The organism is Burkholderia sp. MSMB1498, assembly GCF_001526245.1.
Lineage (GTDB): Bacteria > Pseudomonadota > Gammaproteobacteria > Burkholderiales > Burkholderiaceae > Burkholderia > Burkholderia savannae.
This window is the reverse complement of sequence record NZ_LOYJ01000099.1, coordinates 149716-167529: the sequence shown is the minus strand read 5'-3', so window position 1 is coordinate 167529 and position 17814 is coordinate 149716. Positions and strand designations below refer to the sequence as shown.

The 17814-nt window shown below is 61.1% G+C and carries 15 protein-coding genes and 1 other RNA gene; 10 read left to right on the top strand and 6 right to left on the bottom strand.

Going from position 1 to position 17814, the window contains the following annotated elements; all coding sequences use genetic code 11:
* Nucleotides 1-149: 149 nt before the first annotated feature.
* Both WS91_RS21360 and WS91_RS21355 read right to left on the bottom strand, forming a co-directional pair.
* Nucleotides 150-1151 carry a hypothetical protein gene (locus WS91_RS21360; RefSeq protein ID WP_059670959.1) on the bottom strand — a complete coding sequence of 334 codons (1002 nt, stop codon included), beginning with the start codon at nucleotides 1149-1151 and terminating at the stop codon, nucleotides 150-152.
* Nucleotides 1114-2343, bottom strand: coding sequence for a hypothetical protein (locus tag WS91_RS21355; protein ID WP_059670958.1), 1230 nt, complete (start codon nucleotides 2341-2343; stop codon nucleotides 1114-1116). Before WS91_RS21355 ends, WS91_RS21360 begins: the two co-directional genes overlap by 38 nt.
* A gap of 204 nt (nucleotides 2344-2547) precedes the next feature.
* Here WS91_RS21355 and WS91_RS21350 point away from each other — a divergent pair, with 204 nt between their 5' ends.
* The 9 genes from WS91_RS21350 to mcrC all read left to right on the top strand — a co-directional run bounded on the left by WS91_RS21350 (nucleotide 2548) and on the right by mcrC (nucleotide 11373).
* Entirely contained in the window at nucleotides 2548-2868 is a 321-nt protein-coding gene (locus WS91_RS21350; RefSeq protein ID WP_059670957.1) for a helix-turn-helix domain-containing protein, read from the top strand.
* Nucleotides 2865-3776 carry an ImmA/IrrE family metallo-endopeptidase gene (locus WS91_RS21345; RefSeq protein ID WP_059670956.1) on the top strand — a complete coding sequence of 304 codons (912 nt, stop codon included), beginning with the start codon at nucleotides 2865-2867 and terminating at the stop codon, nucleotides 3774-3776. Before WS91_RS21350 ends, WS91_RS21345 begins: the two co-directional genes overlap by 4 nt.
* A 3-nt stretch (nucleotides 3777-3779) precedes the next feature.
* Nucleotides 3780-4994 (top strand): hypothetical protein, encoded by a 1215-nt coding sequence (locus WS91_RS21340; RefSeq protein WP_059670955.1) that lies wholly within the window; start codon nucleotides 3780-3782, stop codon nucleotides 4992-4994.
* 126 nt (nucleotides 4995-5120) lie between these two features.
* Complete coding sequence (locus WS91_RS33990; RefSeq protein WP_082758263.1) at nucleotides 5121-5339, top strand: hypothetical protein; 219 nt, start codon at nucleotides 5121-5123, stop codon at nucleotides 5337-5339.
* Nucleotides 5336-5833 (top strand): DUF2924 domain-containing protein, encoded by a 498-nt coding sequence (locus WS91_RS21335; protein WP_059670954.1) that lies wholly within the window; start codon nucleotides 5336-5338, stop codon nucleotides 5831-5833. Before WS91_RS33990 ends, WS91_RS21335 begins: the two co-directional genes overlap by 4 nt.
* The gene (locus tag WS91_RS21330) at nucleotides 5830-7194 is read left to right on the top strand and encodes a recombinase family protein (RefSeq protein ID WP_059670953.1); all 1365 of its coding nucleotides are present in this window, start codon (nucleotides 5830-5832) and stop codon (nucleotides 7192-7194) included. Before WS91_RS21335 ends, WS91_RS21330 begins: the two co-directional genes overlap by 4 nt.
* On the top strand, nucleotides 7191-7631 hold the full coding sequence (locus WS91_RS21325) for a hypothetical protein (protein ID WP_059670952.1): 441 nt from the start codon (nucleotides 7191-7193) through the stop codon (nucleotides 7629-7631). Before WS91_RS21330 ends, WS91_RS21325 begins: the two co-directional genes overlap by 4 nt.
* 539 nt (nucleotides 7632-8170) lie before the next feature.
* Nucleotides 8171-10240, top strand: a complete 2070-nt coding sequence (locus WS91_RS21320) for an AAA family ATPase (RefSeq protein ID WP_231752058.1) — start codon at nucleotides 8171-8173, stop codon at nucleotides 10238-10240.
* Nucleotides 10240-11373 carry a 5-methylcytosine-specific restriction endonuclease system specificity protein McrC gene (gene mcrC, locus WS91_RS21315; RefSeq protein ID WP_059670951.1) on the top strand — a complete coding sequence of 378 codons (1134 nt, stop codon included), beginning with the start codon at nucleotides 10240-10242 and terminating at the stop codon, nucleotides 11371-11373. Before WS91_RS21320 ends, mcrC begins: the two co-directional genes overlap by 1 nt.
* Before the next feature lie 618 nt (nucleotides 11374-11991).
* On the opposite strand, the gene ssrA is transcribed toward mcrC, so the two are convergent.
* The 4 genes from ssrA to ompA form a co-directional block, all read right to left on the bottom strand.
* Nucleotides 11992-12361, bottom strand: a transfer-messenger RNA (tmRNA) gene (ssrA, locus tag WS91_RS21310).
* Between the two features lie 6 nt (nucleotides 12362-12367).
* Nucleotides 12368-13093 (bottom strand): phosphoglycolate phosphatase, encoded by a 726-nt coding sequence (gene gph, locus WS91_RS21305; RefSeq protein ID WP_038745613.1) that lies wholly within the window; start codon nucleotides 13091-13093, stop codon nucleotides 12368-12370.
* 25 nt (nucleotides 13094-13118) lie between these two features.
* Nucleotides 13119-13817 carry a bifunctional 2-polyprenyl-6-hydroxyphenol methylase/3-demethylubiquinol 3-O-methyltransferase UbiG gene (ubiG, locus tag WS91_RS21300; RefSeq protein ID WP_038745611.1) on the bottom strand — a complete coding sequence of 233 codons (699 nt, stop codon included), beginning with the start codon at nucleotides 13815-13817 and terminating at the stop codon, nucleotides 13119-13121.
* A 169-nt stretch (nucleotides 13818-13986) separates the two neighbouring features.
* Nucleotides 13987-14661, bottom strand: coding sequence for an outer membrane protein OmpA (gene ompA / locus WS91_RS21295; protein ID WP_006025709.1), 675 nt, complete (start codon nucleotides 14659-14661; stop codon nucleotides 13987-13989).
* 510 nt (nucleotides 14662-15171) lie between these two features.
* On the opposite strand from ompA, the gene gyrA reads away from it, so the two are divergent.
* The gene (gene gyrA, locus WS91_RS21290) at nucleotides 15172-17775 is read left to right on the top strand and encodes a DNA gyrase subunit A (protein WP_038745609.1); all 2604 of its coding nucleotides are present in this window, start codon (nucleotides 15172-15174) and stop codon (nucleotides 17773-17775) included.
* Nucleotides 17776-17814 lie beyond the last annotated feature (39 nt).

The following is a 17814-nucleotide window of genomic DNA, read 5'->3' as shown; positions in this document are numbered from 1 at the left end:
GGTCATGTTCGAATTCGGGATGTACGGGCGTCAGCCAACGCCATGTACGGGCTGATGTACGGGCTCAGACGGAGCCAGAGAAAGCCGGGCCCAGAAAGCAAAAAACCGCCCGAAGGCGGTTGTGCGTGAAGCCGAATGTCAGCGCAGGTTTATTCCAGCTTGATGCCATACCCCGCGTCGTCATGCGTGATGTAGTCGAGCCACTGGTTGTTGCTGCTGAAGATGCTCGGAACGCGCTTGCCGCTTGCTGCCTCCCGTGAGCCGTGAGCGGCAACCAGAATGTCACCGGCAGAAACGCGGGTGCGGCCGTTTTCGAACTGTTCGACCAGATACTTCACCACGGCGATCTGCTTGGCACCTTTGATGGTCCAAGGCTTGTCCGCCTTGGTGGCGATGACCAGCGTATTGGTGTACGGGTCGAAGCGAACCGGGAGCGATTTTTCCTCCTTGCTACCCGCCGGTGCTACCAGCAGGCGATGGAGCAGGTCGGTGTCGGCCTGCGGCCTGACCACGTAGTCCAGCAGGATGCTGGAGATCGGAACGATGCGGTAGCTCCGGGGTGGCAGCACGATGTCGGGCAAGGCTTGGCCTGTTGTGAAGATCAAGCCCTGTTCGGGTAGTGACGCAGCACGGAAGTGGTCGAAGACCCGGTCGATGGATGACGACAGTCCTCGCACCAACCATACATCGACCTGCGCGTCGGCGATGCGCATCTTGCCGAGGTTCCACAGCGTGCTACCAATGGCCGGCATCGTGATGCCACGGCGATGAGCCTGTGGAATTTCGAGCAGGTCCGCCAAGTAGCTCAACAGCCTCGTGTCCGAGACAGCATGAACTGCCACGAGATCAGCCGGCACGTATTTGGAGCGGAAGGTTTCAGGACAGCGGTAGCGATACCGTCCGGATTCATCTTCCTCGAGATCGACCATGACCGTTGCATCGCCGCAAGGGGCAGGGTAGCCACCTGCGTATCCGATGCATTCCGTCCATGTGTCGAGATCGCGCCGGGACAGGGCCGTCGTGCGCGACAGGCTCCACCCGGGCACGCCCAGCAGACGTTGCCCATCCGCATCGGGGATCGGCTGGTTCGATTGTTCGAACAGTGCGAGCAGCTCAAGCAGCGAGCGCGTCGACAGGGGTATCGTCTGCACTGCCGATCTCCTTCACCAGATTCCACCTTGCCAGCAGGCGGTCGCACATTGCTCGATCTCTTTCGCGCTTGGTTTTGATGTTGCAGCGATTTTCGTCGCGCAGAATGATGGTGATCGTGCGTGCGCGATCCGTGCCGACCTTCTTGATGCGAATAGAGAGCTTCGCGTAATTGAGGTGGTGGTCACGGAAATCGAAGGTATGGGAGATCAGGGAGCGGGCGGCCGTGTAGATGTCGTCTGTGTCCTTGGCCCAGATTTTTACCAGCAGTGATCGATGGTTTTCGGATGCATAGCCGAGCTCGATCACCTTGACCGATGCGACGTTCTCACCGGAGATGTCGAAATTCCGGGGGGCGGCGAGGCTCTGGTAATCGTATTGCTTGAGCGGGACCTTTTCGCCGGTGATCGGCGACTGCAGCAATGAGTCTGCTGCGATGCGCGCCAGCGCTTCACGTCCGTCCGCGTCTTTCGACAGGATTTCCAGATGACCGTTGGCCGGCTCGTAGGTGACGTGCGAGGACACGGCACGCACGACCTCCTGCGGCACCAACTCACTATCCTGGACGCAATCGACGATTTCGGGCGGGCGGTTGTGGTGGACACTGATCTGGTACAGCTCGATGTCCTCGCCGGTCTGCGTGTCCGGGCGCAGTCGCTTGAACACCTGTACGGCGACGTCTGTCGCTGCACAGCCAAGCTGTTCGGCCACTGCAGTGTGGAAGGACTGACGCGCCTCCACATCGTCCAGCACTGCGAGATTTTTGGGGGCCAAGTACCCCGAATAGCAGGTAGCATTTTGGCGGAATACGTCCGCCTGCCGGGCATTCAGGGCTTCATCGAATAGCGACGGGACATGGCGATACAGCCAGATGGCGCGCTCATACTGGTTGCGAATTGCGGAAAACGCTGTCTGGTCCTGCTCATCGAAGATGTCCTGGCTGATCCCGTCGATCACGTCCTGTCCAGGACCATCGGACAGCAACACGATGCGTTCGGCAACCTCCTCGATCTGCTGCCGTTCCCCGACATCGAGGCTTGCCAGTTCGGCTTCCATCGCCGCCCGCTGGTCCCGCTTGGTCTGGTCGCCATCCAGATCCACCAGATCTAGGCCGAATTTATCGACCATGAATTCGTGGAACACGGCCGGCGTCACATGGCCCAGCAATTTCGACAGGTTCTCTGCATCGTTCATCGCTACCCCTTTCTCAACGTGTGGATCAGGTTTGCTTCAGTCTGTATGGCCCTTTTTTAAATCGGGGTGTACAGATCGACGGCGTTCGGTGTGCCGAACTGGTATGATTATTTCCAACCGGTGAGGGGTTTGTCAAGCAGTTACGATTTCGTTCGGTATGGTGGTATCATTTTCTGGGCAAATCGGAACGATCAGGAGAAAGCAGTGCCATCCCCTCTGGGTGACAAGATCCGTGCACGGCGCAAGGAAAAGAAGCTCAGCCTCGAGCAGTTGGCCGAACTCACCGACTCCAGCAAAAGCTACATCTGGGAGTTGGAGAACAAGGACGATCCCAAACCGTCGGCTGAGAAGATAGGGAAAATTGCCACCGTGCTCGATGTGACGGCGGAATTCCTGTTGACCGAGTCCTCGGCCACGCCAGACGAGGCTGTGCTTGATGAAGCCTTCTTCCGTAAGTTCAAAGCCATGTCCGAGCCGGACAAGAAGAAGATCCGCAAAATCCTCGATGCCTGGGAAGACGAATGACGGAGGCGAAAAAGCCGCAGGCTGCAGCTAATCAGATTTCGTCGATGCTGAACGCCGTGCTCGGCGTGGACCGTTTTCCGGTCAAGGTCGATGAACTGGCGCTGGAGTATTCACGGCAGTGCTTCGCGGATTCGCCGATCGACAAGGTGGTCGGCGAGGACATGGATGATTTTGAAGGCATGCTGGCTGCGAACAAGGCACGGTCGAAATGGCTTATCGTTTATAACAGCGCCGTGCGGTCGGAAGGGCGCAAGCGCTTCACCGTCGCTCACGAATTTGCCCACTACCTGATGCATCGTCATCAGCAGGACCGTTTTGAGTGCGGCACCGATGACATTGAGACGGGCGACAACAATGGGCGCGATATCGAGGCTGAGGCGGATGTCTTCGCCTCGACCCTGCTGATGCCGCTGGATGATTTCCGGCGACAGGTGGACGGACAGCCGGTCAGCTTTGATCTGCTCGGTCATTGCGCCGATCGCTACGGTGTTTCTCTGACAGCGGCAGCTTTGCGCTGGACAGAAATCGCGCCGAAGCGTGTCGTGCTGGTGGCCAGTCGCGACGACCATATGCTATGGGCGAAATCGAACGATGCGGCGTTCAGATCGGGGGCATATTTTGCGACGCGCAGGAACACCATCGAGTTGCCTCGCCAGGCGCTTGCTCACAGCGATAACGGCTGGAGTGCAGGCGATCAGCAGACGGGCCGAGCGCAGCACTGGTTTCCACATGAACCTGCCAGCATGCCCGTTACTGAAATGACCCGGGTGGCAGGGCAGTACGACTATACGTTGACGCTGCTGTCGTTGCCCGACGCGGAATGGCAACGGCCCCGGCACGATGACGAAGAGGCCGAGGAGGACAGCTTCGACCGGTTCGTCCGCAACGGACAGTACCCGGCGCGGTAGATCATGAGCACGTACAAGTGGCAGTTCGGTTCCCGTTTCCGCCGCAACGCCTTCGGCTGGCGATCCGACACGCCGATTCAGCGTATCAAGGAAGCGCTTTCAGAAATCAAGGCGGTCGCACGCAAGGAGCCAGTGGTTGCGGCCGAGGGGGCGGTGCTGCTCCTCGAAAAGCTGTCGCCCTCTCTCGAGCAGGTCGATAGCTCCTCGGGTGCCTTGGGCGCGGCGGTCAACAAGGCCATCGAAACACTGGTGCCAATCATTGCGAAGGCGGATGTCGACGCGAGCGCTCGGCAGCGTTGGCTTGAACGCCTGTGGCAGGCTTTGCAGGACGATGAGATGCCCTACATCGAATCGCTCGGCGAGCACTGGGGCGAACTGTGCGTTACCCCGGAGATTGCTGCCCGGTGGGTCGATGAGTTCTTGCCGCTGGTCGAACATGTCTGGGGTTCCCAATCCTCCGGTCACGGTTTTTTCAAGGGAACGGGTGCATGCCTTGCTTCGTTGTACGCCGCCGGTCGCCATGAACAACTGCTCGCGTTGCTGGAGCGAGCGCCGTTCAAGTGGTGGTATTACCGCCAGTGGGGCGTAAAGGCGCTCGAAGCGATGGGGAAGAAGGCGGAGGCGATTCGATATGCCGAGCAGTCGCGCGGCTTGAACGACCCTGGCTGGCAGATTGCAGTGGCCTGCGAAGCCATCCTGTTATCGTCGGGCATGGCGGAGGATGCATATCGACGCTATGCGATCGAAGCCAATCAAGGCACGACTAATCTTGCCACCTTTCGCGCCATCGCCAAAAAATATCCGAACATACCGCCGGAGCAGATTCTGCGCGACCTGGTTGCCAGCACGCCCGGTGCTGAAGGCAAGTGGTTCGCCGCCGCGAAGGATGCCGGCCTGTTCGACGTTGCCATCGAGTTGGTCACGCGCAGCCCGACCGACCCGCGCACACTTGCGCGCGCAGCAAGAGATTTTGCCGAGCTTCAGCCCAAGTTCGCGATCGCTGCGGGCCTGGCTTCACTGCGGTGGATTTCGCTCGGTTTCGGCTATGAAATCACGGGCACCGATGTGCTCGATGCCTATTCTGCCGTGCTCAAGGCTGCATCGACCGAAGGCACGGATATCCAGCAGGTCAAGACTCAGATCAGGGATCTGCTGGCCTCGACGCCTGCAGGCAATCAGTTCATGAAGACCGTTCTGGCCCATCAGCTGGCGGTCTGATTCAGTGGCGTTTTTGCGATAGCCTGCATCCGTATGCGGGCATACGAAACTCCCTCATGGTGTCGGTGACGGTTCGTCTGGAGAATTTCGCTTTCATGGCGAGTTTGATGGAGAGGATCGGTACCGATGCAAGAGACAAACCAGATTTCCCCAGAACGGATGACCCCGGAGCAGCGTCGGCTCGAAGTCGCGTCGCTGCTGGCCAACGGACTCGTGCGCCTGCGCATCAGCCATTTTCCACAGTCCGCGAAGTGCCTGCCGGAGAGTGAGTTTAAGCTTGCCTTATCTGGACGCCAGCGCGTTCATATAGACCCCGTCAACAACAAAAATACGGAGTCCAGATGAGTGAGAGCCCGCGTGCATACACAACACCAGCGTCGGTTGCTGCGCAAATCGCCCGATTGCCTGATCTGCCCATGGCCGAAATCAAGGCGCTTTGGCGCAGGCTGATCGGGGGCGATACGCCCACGCACAATCGGCAATTTCTCGAGCGCCGCATTGCCTATCGACTGCAGGAAGTCGAGTTTCGCAAGGTCGATCCAAACCTGCTTGAGAGGAACAAGCGCCGCATCACCAATCTGGTAGAAACAGGCAAGCTCACGAAGAAGGCGCGATCGTACCGTCCGCCAGCGGGGACGGTGCTGACCCGCGAATACCAGAAGGTCGAGTATCGCGTGACGGTCATTGCGGACGACCGATATGAGTTTGAAGGTCGGCTATACCCGAGCCTGTCGATGATTGCCCGTGAAATTTCCGGGACGCGTTGGTCAGGTCCCGTGTTTTTTGGTCTCACGGAGCGGGGAAAGCCGAAGGTTGAAAAACAGCGGGGGCGGAAATGAGCGATTCACCGATAAGGCGCCTGCGCTGCGCCGTCTACACGCGTAAATCCACCGACGAGGGGCTGGACCAGGAGTACAACTCGATCGATGCGCAGCGCGATGCGGGACATGCCTATATCGCGAGCCAGCGTGCCGAGGGCTGGATTCCGGTCGCCGACGACTACGACGATCCTGCCTACTCGGGCGGGAACATGGATCGTCCCGCGATCAAACGCCTGATGGCAGATATCGAGGCAGGCAAGATCGACATCGTGGTGGTGTACAAGATCGACCGGCTGACGCGCAGCTTGACTGACTTCGCCCGCATGGTCGATGTGTTCGAGCGTCAGGGCGTCTCGTTCGTTTCGGTGACCCAGCAATTCAACACCACGACCTCGATGGGCCGACTGATGCTGAACATTCTGCTGTCCTTCGCCCAGTTCGAGCGCGAGGTCACCGGGGAGCGCATTCGCGACAAGATCGCTGCCAGCAAACGCAAGGGCATGTGGATGGGCGGGATTCCACCCATCGGGTACGACGTCGTGAATCGACGACTGGTTTTGAATGACGGCGAGGCAAAACTCGTGCGCCACATCTTTCGGCGTTTCGTCGAAATCGGATCGACCACCCTCGTGGTCAAGGAGTTGAGACTCGATGGCGTGACGTCGAAGGCTTGGACCACGCAGGACGGCAAGGTCCGTAAGGGGCGGCCGATCGACAAGGCTCTGATCTACAAACTGCTGCACAACCGTACCTACCTCGGGGAATTGCGCCATCGGGACCAATGGTATCCGGGAGAGCATCCGTCGATCATCGATCGTGATCTGTGGGACCGAGTTCATGCAATCCTGTCCACCAATGGCCGTGCGCGCGCGAGCGCCACACGGGCGAGGGTGGCGAAGGTGCATTGTCTGCTCAGGGGTATGGTATTCGGAACCGACGGCCGGGCGCTGTCGCCGGTTTCCACGGTAAAGAAAGATGGGCGTCGATATCGCTACTACGTCCCTCAGCGGGAGAAAAAGGAGCATGCCGGTGCGTCGGGTCTGCCTACCGTGCCAGCGGCCGAGCTCGAGGCAGCGGTGCTGGATCAACTGCGGGCGATCCTTCGGTCACCGGGGCTGATCGGGGATATGCTGCCTCGGGCTATTGCGCTTGACCCCAGCCTGGACGAGGCCATGGTCACCGTGGCGATGACACGTCTCGATGCGATCTGGGACCAACTGTTCCCGGCCGAGCAGACCAGGATCGTCAAATTGCTGGTCGAGAAGGTGATCGTGTCGCCTGATGATCTCGAAGTGCGGTTGCGCGCGAACGGCATCGAGCGCCTGGTCCTTGAATTGCGACCGGCGACCGATGGTGCCGCCGAGGAGGTCATGGCATGAGTAAGATGTCGATCCAGCAGTCAGGGGAGCTAAATGTCGTCGAAGCAAGCGACGGCCGTCTGACGCTGTATGTACCGATCCGGATCAAGCGACGTAGCGGCCGCAAATTGGTCACGCTGCCCAGCGGTGAAGCCATGAAACCTCGACCGTGGGACGACACCGCGGCCACGCCGCTGCAGTTGGCGTTGGCCCGAGGCCACCGCTGGCTGGCAATGCTGACGTCGGGCGAAGTGCAGTCGCTCAAGGAAATTGCTGCCCGCGAAAACGTCGACCCCAGCTATGTGAGCCGCATGGTCAATCTGACCTCGCTGGCGCCCGACATCGTCGCCGCAATCCTCGACGACGCGTTGCCGGATCACATCACGCTGTTCGATCTGGCGGTGGATCCGCCGGCTTTGTGGGATCACCAGCGGGAACGGCTTAAGGTCGTCAGATGACTGGCTGCGACCCACAACGGCCGTTCGACCCAATGCAAGAGCTACGGCCGTTGCGGGGGTGGGACGGCCATTCGCGCGGTCACTCAGACGGCACGTTGTGGGGACTCGGCCAGCTGCCCACCGCCTAGGCCGACCGTCTCTGACCGACTCGCGGTCATTGCTGCTGCCTGAAAGCAGATGTTCAAACTACGTCGAAGATGCACCACCAAAGTTTCATTGCTAGATCCGACATCGGGTTGTGGCGGCTGACAGGTTGCACCGGATACCGACTGCCACTGCGCGTATCGGGTCCCGATTGCAGTCTGCAACGCTGTGTCCGATAATTTGCCATCATTTCGAGTCCCGCCATGAGGCCGTGTCAGACGGCTCAAAAACAGGAACAAGGGCATATGCTTGGGGGTAAGACAGGGGCAGCGTCGGCGTACTGGTTCGTCGGCGCTAGTTACGGCGCGTCAAAGGATCAGACGGCTCGCTTCCTAGAAGAGGGCATATGGGAAGTCCATAAGCCAACTAGCCGGGAATCTGCCGATGTCAATGCCATGCGTGTCGGAGACCGCATCGCCATCAAGGCAGCCTATGTGCGCAAGCGCAACCTGCCATTCGACATCCGCGACCAGTCGGTTTCTGTCATGGGCATCAAGGCCATCGGGACGGTGGTCAGCAATGAAGGAAACGGCTATCAGGTCGGTGTGCAATGGACCGCCGTTGAGCCGGTGCGAGAGTGGTTCTTCTACACTTACCGCCCGACGATTTGGCGCGTGCTACCTGACACTTGGAAAGCGGAAGCGCTGATTCGCTTCACCTTCGAAAACGAACCACAGGACTTTGAGCGCTTCTTGCAGTCGCCATACTGGCGCGACCGCTATGGCGTTGGCGACGAGGCGCAGCAACCTTTCCGCTGGACGGGCTTCTTCCAGGCCACCGCCGACGCTCTGCTCGCCTATCGGTCGAATCGCAGCGCGCTTGTTGCCGGCCTGCAAGACATCGCGAGCCGCGTCGACGTGTTGGACTACTTGAACAAGGATCGACTCCCGGACGGCCAGAAGGGTTTCGTGCGCGATATATGTCCGTTCACAGTAATGGGCAGCTTCAACCGGGGCATCACGGACATCAACCGCAAGCAACTGGCCGACGAGCTGGCCCGGTTTCTTGGCGTATCCGAGCCGGTGCCCGCATCGTTCGAAGGGGTACCGCTACTGAACAACCTCAAGTCCTGGTATTTTCCGTTCGAGGACGAACGCCCAGCCGAGCAGATTGATCAGCTTTGGGACGTGTTCGCTGCAGCTATCGACTATGCCGAGTCTGACGACGACACTGGGCGCGAGCGTTTCGCTAAAGCGTTCGACCAAGTCAACGGCAAACCGGGCGTTGGCTGGAACCTCACGATGGGCCTTTTCTGGATTCGTCCATGGTCGTTTCCTACGCTGGATGGGAATTCGCGCCGCCTAATCCGGGAAAAGCTGCTCGCCGAGATCAGCACCAGCGGGCCAAATCACCGCTGTAGCGCCACCGACTATCTCGCACTGATCGATACTCTGGAGCGGCGCTTCCAGGAACCGGACTACGCCGTGCATTCGTTCCCCGATCTATCCCAACAGGCTTGGGTCTATCAACCGGCCGGTGGCGGGCCGCGAGGCCCCGGAGAGGACGCCGATGGCGAGGGTGACGAAGGAGCCGACGTGGTCTCGGAATCCCTCGTTCCGGACCGGCCGATTGTGCCGTATGCCGTCGACGACATTTTCAGGGAAGGCTGCTTCCTCGAACGGGCCAAGGTAGAGCGCCTGCTCCAGCGCCTCGAGCAGAAAAAGAACCTCGTGTTGCAGGGGCCACCTGGCACCGGCAAGACCTGGCTCGCCAGACGTCTCGCGTTTGCGCTGATTGGCGAGAAGACCGACAGCAGAGTTCGACGCGTGCAGTTCCACCCCAACCTCTCCTATGAAGATTTTGTGCGTGGCTGGCGGCCCACTGGCGATGGCAAACTTGCGCTGGTGGAGGGTGTATTCATGGAAGCGGCCCATGCCGCTTTGCGCGCGCCGGATCAGAAGTTCGTCGTCGTCATCGAGGAAATTAACCGCGGCAACCCAGCGCAGATCTTTGGCGAATTGTTGACCCTGCTCGAAGCCGGCAAGCGGACGCCAAATGAAGCCATCGAACTCTGCTATCCAGACCCGGACGGCAGGCGCCGCCCAGTGCATGTTCCTGACAACCTCTACGTCATCGGCACGATGAATCTGGCCGACCGCTCCCTCGCACTGGTCGACATGGCGCTGCGCCGCCGCTTCGCGTTCGCCGAACTTGAGCCCCAGCTTGGCCCGGTATGGCGGCAGTGGGTCACCAGGCAAGCGAAAATGGATGTATCGCTTGCTAGCGCCATCGAGTTGCGCTTCGAAGCGCTCAATCGCACCATCGCAAAGGACCCGAGGCTCGGCGAGCATTTTCGCCTCGGACATAGCTATGTGACGCCAACGGAAGTACTCGAAGCCGGTTCCACACGCCAATGGTTCATCGACGTGGTCGACACAGAGATTCGTCCGTTGCTGGACGAATATTGGTTCGACACGCCAGACGAAGCGCGCAAGGCGGCCGAGCAACTGTTACACGACTGGTGATGGCAACTGCGTCTGAAACGGCTGACGGCGCCCTGGATGTGGCGAGCAGCGGCATGTTGGGGCGCATTCCCGTGCGCAACCTTTGGTTGCTGATGCTGTACGCGTCCGATCTGTATCGCGCGCAAGGGACAAGGTTTGTCGATATTGAAGACAATCCCGATGACCTAGCGGACCTCGTCGCCGAATTGCTGATCCACACGGTGGAACAACGGCAACGCCGCCAGCTCAGTGCAGGCTATCGAGCCTACGAGGCGATACTGAACCGCGTGCGTGGCCGCATCGACGTGCTGACGACCGAGCGACAACAACTGCTTGCGCGCGGCAGCGTAGCGTGCCGCTTCGAGGTACTGACAATCGACACCCCGCGCAACCGTTACGTTCGCGGTGCGCTGGAGCATATCGCACGCCACGTCAACCCCGGTCGCGCCCGCAAGTGTACTGCGCTGGCGAATAATCTGAAGATGGCAGGCGTGTCAGGTGCGGTTCCTACGCGTGCACAGATGAGTGCCGAGCGGTTCTGCAGAAACGATCAGGATGACCGCCTGATGGTGGACGCCGCGAAGCTTGCCTTCGACCTCGCGCTGCCGACGGAAGCCGCCGGATCGCGCGCAATGCCGATTCCTGATCGCGAGGCGACATGGGTACGTAAGCTCTTCGAAAAAGCCGTCGGCGGTTTCTATCGAATCAATCTCGCCGAAGATAGCTGGCGCGTGAGAAGCGGCACTGTCCATCAATGGCGACTGACGGGCAAGACCGAAGGTATCGACAATATCCTTCCAAAGATGGAAACCGATATTATGCTCGATCATGTCCCGACCCGGCGCCGCATCATTATCGACACCAAATTCACGTCGATTGTCACAAAGAGCCGGTTTCGCGGGGAAGTGCTCAAGAGTGGTTACGTCTACCAGATGTACGCTTATATCTTCTCGCAAAAGGGGCGAGGCGATCCCCATGCCGACAGTGCGGCCGGCTTGCTGTTGCATCCATCGGTCCATGCTCATGTCGACGAGCTCGCCATCATCCAGGATCATGCCGTTCGCTTCGGCACCATCGATCTGGCCGGGCATCCTAGAGAGATCAAGGCACAACTGTTGCGTTTCGCCGACCCCGCGGGGTATGTCATTGCCTAGTCGGAGCGTGCCCACGCTTGAGCTACACGAAGTTCGCGTCATCACCTTTCGAGGCATATCGGGTCGGGTGGACCAAGGGCGGCGGGTAGCAGCCGTTGGAGTTCGAACCCTGATTGTGTGCAAAGAGCGCGGGGACTTGGGGTCCCGAACACTGCACTCGACGCGTACGTACTGAGCGTTCGCATGGCGAATGGCAGCTTGCCGAGAGGGACAGACGTCTGAAGGTCTTCGCGACGATATGAGCCAACGGCGCCTTCTGGCCCGAAATCCGGCGTTCAGTTGATACCGTGACTGCGGTCCCCTTGACCTGAAGCTTCCTTGAGTCAGTGCTTCAGTTCCTTTCGCTTACCAATGTCGTGAATTAACCTCTCGATTCGTCCGCGCATAACCCATTGATTTGTATCACGTGGAGCGGCGCTTCTTGTGGACTCCGGTCTGACGGAGAAAGCGGGGCCGGAGAGAGAAATGGGGCGGGAGAGGGCAAGAAGTGGCCTAAAGGGGGCAATTTGGCCGACGGGCGAAGTCCGCAGGAATTTGCAGAAACCCCCGCCGGCATGCGGGAACCGGCGCGAGCAGACAAGAAAAAACCCCAACCGAGAACGGTTAGGGTTCGAGTATTGGTGGAGGCGGCGGGAATCGAACCCGCGTCCAGAAGCGGTCCACGACCAGTTCTACATGTTTAGTTCTGTCTTTTGATTTAACCGTGACGTCGCGGACGAACACGCTCCGTTGCGGCGATTCACTAAGTTTTCGACCCGGCCGTCGTGACGCCGGCAAGGCTTAACTGACGTATATGACCTCTGTCGGTATTGCTACCGGTCTTGCGACACTAGCCCGTCAGTGAACTAGGCAGAGGACGGCGGCCCTTAGGCTGCCAGTGCGAACGTATCGTCGTTTGCAGTTACGTTTTTCCCATTGATTAACGAGGTGACGGGTCCTCGACATGCCCTAGCCGCTTCACAACCCCTGTCGAAACCAGGTCGCCCCCAGCGGATTACACATTATAGCGCAACGCGCGCAGCAATCGCTCCAGTTCGTCCGTTGTCTCGACGAGATGCTGCGCTTGCCACTCGGCGGGCACGGTGCCGTCGCCGCAATAGCCGTACGCGGCCGCTACCGTTGGCATCCCGGCCGCGCTGCCTGCCTGGATGTCGCGCAGGTCGTCGCCGACGTACACGATCCGCGCGGGCGCGAGCGACAGCCGCTGCGCCGCGTACAGCAGCGGCGCCGGATGCGGCTTCGGGTGCGACGCCGTGTCGCCGCTGACGACGCACGCCGCGCGCCCGGCGAGGCCGAGCAGTTCGACGAGCGGATCGGTGAACCGCGCGGCCTTGTTCGTCACGATGCCCCAGCGCACGCCGCGCGCGTCGAGCGCGTCGAGGAGCGCGCCGATGCCCGGAAAGAGCGTCGTCTGCACGCACAGGTCGGTCGCGTAGTTCGCGAGGAATTCGTCGCGCAGCGCATCGTATTCCACGTCCGCCGGCGCGATGCCGAACGCGCCGCCGATCAGGCCGCGGGCGCCCGCCGATGCGAGCGGACGCAGCGCGTCGAGCGGCGTTTGTGCGACGCCGCGCGAGCGCTGCATCTTGTTGACTGCGGCGGCGAGGTCGGGTGCGGTGTCGGCGAGCGTGCCGTCGAGATCGAACAGCACGGCTTCGCATGCATCGAGGCGCGGCTCGTCGGTCGGCGACGCGGCGAAGGAGGGCGAGGATGAGCTCATGGACGAGATCGAAACGGGTGGCGGGTCAGGCGCTGCGGCGGCATGCGAGGAGATAGTTGACGTCGGTGTCGTTCGACAGCGTGAAACGCTTCGCGAGCGGGTGATACGTGATGCCCTTGATCTCGACGGTCTGCAGATCGGCTGCGCGCACGAAGCGTGCGAGCTCGGATGGCCGGATGAAGCGCGCGTAGTCGTGCGTGCCCTTCGGCAGCATCTGCGCGATGTACTCGGCGCCGATCACGGCGAGCAGGTACGACTTCAGGTTGCGGTTCAGCGTCGAGAAGAACACCCAGCCGCCCGGCTTCACGAGCGTCGCGCATGCGGCGACGATGTTCGCGGGCGACGGCACGTGCTCGAGCATCTCCATGCACGTGACGACGTCGTACGTGCCCGGTTCGCGCGCGGCGAGCGCTTCGGCCGCGATCGCCTCGTAATCGACGGTCACGCCGCTCTCGAGGCTGTGCAGATCGGCGACGCCGAGCGCTTCCGTCGAGAGATCGATGCCCTTGACCTGCGCGCCGAGCGACGCCATCGATTCGGACAGGATGCCGCCGCCGCAGCCGATGTCGACGATGCGCTTGCCCGGCAGATGCGCATGCGCGTCGATCCAGTTCAGACGCACCGGATTGAGGTCGTGCAGCGGCTTGAATTCGGCGTTCGGGTCCCACCATTTGTGGGCGAGGTCGCTGAATTTCTGGAGTTCGTGCGGATCGGCGTTCGTCATGTCGGCAAGCGGATGCGGGAAAGAGGGTGGCGGCGCGCCCGTCAAGCCACGAGTATATAAGCTAAGCGGGCGAGGTCGCCAGGAACGCGGCCGAGCGATGTCCGGGCCGCGTCAATGAAAAAGCCCCGCCGAAGCGGGGCTTTTGAAGCAGATGCGATCGATCCGCGGCTTACTGCGCCGGAACGGTCGTCTTCTGCACTTCCTGCGTACCAACCACTTCGACTTCCACGCGGCGGTCCGGTGCGAGGCAGGCGATGAGCTGCTTGCGGTTCTTCTGCTTGCAGGTGTTGCCCGTGACCGGGTTGCGCTTGCCCTTGCCTTCCGTGTAAACCTTGTTCGCCGGAACGCCCTTGCTGACAAGGTACGACTTGACGGCTTGCGCACGGCGCAGCGACAGACGGTCGTTGTACTTGTCCGAACCGATGCGGTCGGTGTAGCCCGTGGCGACGACCACTTCCACGTTCATGCCTTGGATCTTCGAGGCCAGTTCGTCAAGCTTCTGCTTGCCGGCCGGCTTCAGGATGGCCTTGTCGAAGTCGAACAGCGTATCGGCTTGGTACGTAATCTTCTGGCTCGTGATGACCGGAGCAGCCGGTGCAACCGGGGCCGGTGCCGGTGCCTGGGCGACCAGTGCGCCATCGCACTTCGCGTTGGCGGTGGCCGGCGTCCAGAACGCATCGCGCCAGCAGAGCTCGTTCGTGCCGTTCATCCACACCCATTCGCCCGTGCCATTCACCCAGTTGTCATTCACGGCTTGACGCGACGCCGGCACCGACTGTGCCGAAGCGGATGCAGCCATAACTGCGGTAGCTGCAATGAACGCGAGCTTTGAAAGTTTATTCATATTTCTCCTCTCGAAATTGAGATTACCGCAGGTTTACTGCGAGCCTGTTGACGATGACAAGTCATACATTGCTCGAAGTATAACATTGGTGCGGCACAAAAAACGCGGCACCGCTCTGTGTAGACTTCGAGCAGCGTCTAACTTTCAGTGCGTTGGCATTTTGCCATATCGTTCCCTTCCCACGAAAAAAAATCCTCCCCACCCTAAGATCGGTCTATCGATTGTGGCGCGAGTGCAACACCGCTTGCCGCATGTTTTGGAAATTGTCAAGTCTGTTGGCGGGGAATTGCAGATTTTTTGAAATGCGAACCTTTCGTTGATCGTTTTGTGTTTTTTTGTGCGTGCGGCGGGGCGGGGTGGCGGCGAAGCGGCCGCGCGAGTTTCGCCATTCTTATATAGAGGGGCCGCGTTGGGGCGGGTTGGGGCGCATGTTAGAATCGCACGTTGCGTCGCGCGAGCGGCGCCCACGCGAAAGGCGGCCCCGTCTTCGCTCCGAAAAGATACGGATACATGGATCAATTCGCCAAAGAGACCCTGCCCACCTCCCTCGAGGAGGAAATGCGCAAGTCGTATCTCGATTACGCCATGAGCGTGATCGTCGGACGTGCCCTTCCGGATGTCCGCGATGGCTTGAAGCCCGTGCACCGGCGCGTGCTGTTCGCAATGCACGAACTGAACAACGACTGGAACCGGCCTTACAAGAAGTCCGCGCGTATCGTCGGCGACGTGATCGGTAAGTACCACCCGCACGGCGACACCGCGGTCTACGACACGATCGTCCGGATGGCCCAGGACTTCTCGCTGCGCTACATGCTCGTCGACGGCCAGGGCAACTTCGGCTCCGTCGACGGCGACAACGCGGCCGCGATGCGCTACACCGAAATCCGGATGGCCAAGATCGGCCACGAGCTGCTCGCGGACATCGACAAGGAAACCGTCGACTTCGGCCCGAACTACGACGGCAGCGAGACGCAGCCGCTCATCCTGCCGTCGCGGATTCCGAACCTCCTCATCAACGGTTCGTCGGGGATCGCGGTCGGCATGGCCACCAACATTCCGCCGCACAACCTGAACGAGGTCGTCGACGCGTGCCTGTATCTGCTGAACAATCCGCAGGCGAGCGTCGACGAGCTGATCGAGATCATCCCCGCGCCGGATTTCCCGACGGCCGGCATCATCTACGGCGTCGCGGGCGTGCGCGACGGCTATCGCACGGGGCGCGGCCGCGTCGTGATGCGCGCGACGACGCACTTCGAGGAGATCGACCGCGGCCAGCGGATGGCGATCATCGTCGACGAGCTGCCGTACCAGGTCAACAAGCGCTCGCTGCTCGAGCGCATCGCCGAGCTCGTCAACGAGAAGAAGCTCGAGGGCATCTCCGACATCCGCGACGAGTCCGACAAGAGCGGCATGCGCGTCGTGATCGAGCTCAAGCGCGGCGAAGTGCCCGAGGTCGTGCTGAACAACCTCTACAAGGCGACGCAGCTGCAAGACACGTTCGGCATGAACATGGTCGCGCTCGTCGACAACCAGCCGAAGCTCCTCAATCTGAAGGAAATCCTGCAGTGCTTCCTGTCGCATCGACGCGAAGTGCTGACGCGGCGCACGGTCTACGAGCTGCGCAAGGCGCGCGAACGCGGCCACGTGCTCGAGGGCCTCGCCGTCGCGCTCGCGAACATCGACGAGTTCATCGCGATCATCAAGGCCGCGCCGACGCCGCCGATCGCGAAGCAGGAACTGATGGCGAAGTCGTGGGATTCGTCGCTCGTGCGCGAGATGCTGACGCGCGCCGAGACGGAGAACGCGGCGGCGGGCGGGCGCGACGCGTACCGCCCGGAAGGCTTGAGCCCGGCGTTCGGCATGCAGGGCGACGGCCTCTACAGGCTGTCCGATACGCAGGCGCAGGAAATCCTCCAGATGCGCCTGCAGCGTCTGACGGGCCTCGAGCAGGACAAGATCATCGGCGAATACCGCGACGTGATGGCGCAGATCGCCGATCTGCTCGACATTCTCGCGCGGCCCGAGCGGATCACCGTGATGATCAGCGAGGAGCTGAACGCGGTGAAGGCCGAGTTCGGCGACGCGCGCCGCTCGAAGATCGAGCTGAACGCGACCGAGCTGAACACGGAAGACTTGATCACGCCGCAGGACATGGTGGTGACGATGTCGCACGCGGGCTACGTGAAGTCGCAGCCGCTGTCGGAATATCGCGCGCAGAAGCGCGGCGGCCGCGGCAAGCAGGCGACGCAGATGAAGGAAGACGACTGGATCGAGACGCTCTTCATCGCGAACACGCACGACTACATCCTGTGCTTCTCGAACCGCGGCCGCGTGTACTGGGTCAAGGTCTACGAGGTGCCGCAGGGCTCGCGCAACTCGCGCGGCCGTCCGATCGTCAACATGTTCCCGCTGCAGGACGGCGAGAAGATCAACGTCGTGCTGCCCGTCAAGGAATTCTCGGCCGACAAGTACGTGTTCATGACGACGGCCTTGGGCACCGTCAAGAAGACGCCGCTCGAAGCGTTCAGCCGGCCGATGAAGAAGGGCATCATCGCGGTCGGCCTCGACGAGGGCGACTACCTGATCGGCGCGGCGATCACCGACGGCGCGCACGACGTGATGCTGTTCTCCGACGCCGGCAAGGCGGTGCGCTTCGACGAGAACGACGTGCGTCCGATGGGCCGCGAGGCGCGCGGCGTGCGCGGGATGCAGCTCGACGAAGGTCAGCAGGTGATCGCGATGCTCGTCGCGGGCAGCGAGGAGCAATCGGTGCTGACCGCGACCGAGAACGGTTTCGGCAAGCGCACGCCGATCACCGAGTACACGCGCCACGGCCGCGGCACGAAGGGGATGATCGCGATCCAGACGTCCGAGCGCAATGGTCGCGTGGTGGCCGCTACGCTCGTCGACGCCGAGGATCAGATCATGCTGATCACCACGGCGGGCGTGCTGATCCGCACGCGCGTGTCGGAGATCCGCGAGATGGGGCGGGCGACGCAAGGTGTTACACTCATCAGTCTCGATGAAGGCACCAAGCTTTCGGGTCTGCAGCAGATCGCCGAGGCGGATGCCGATCCCGACGACGACGACGCGTCGGAGGGCGGCGACGCCTGAGCCGGTTGTGACCGTCGAGCCGCCGCCCGGCGCGCACGC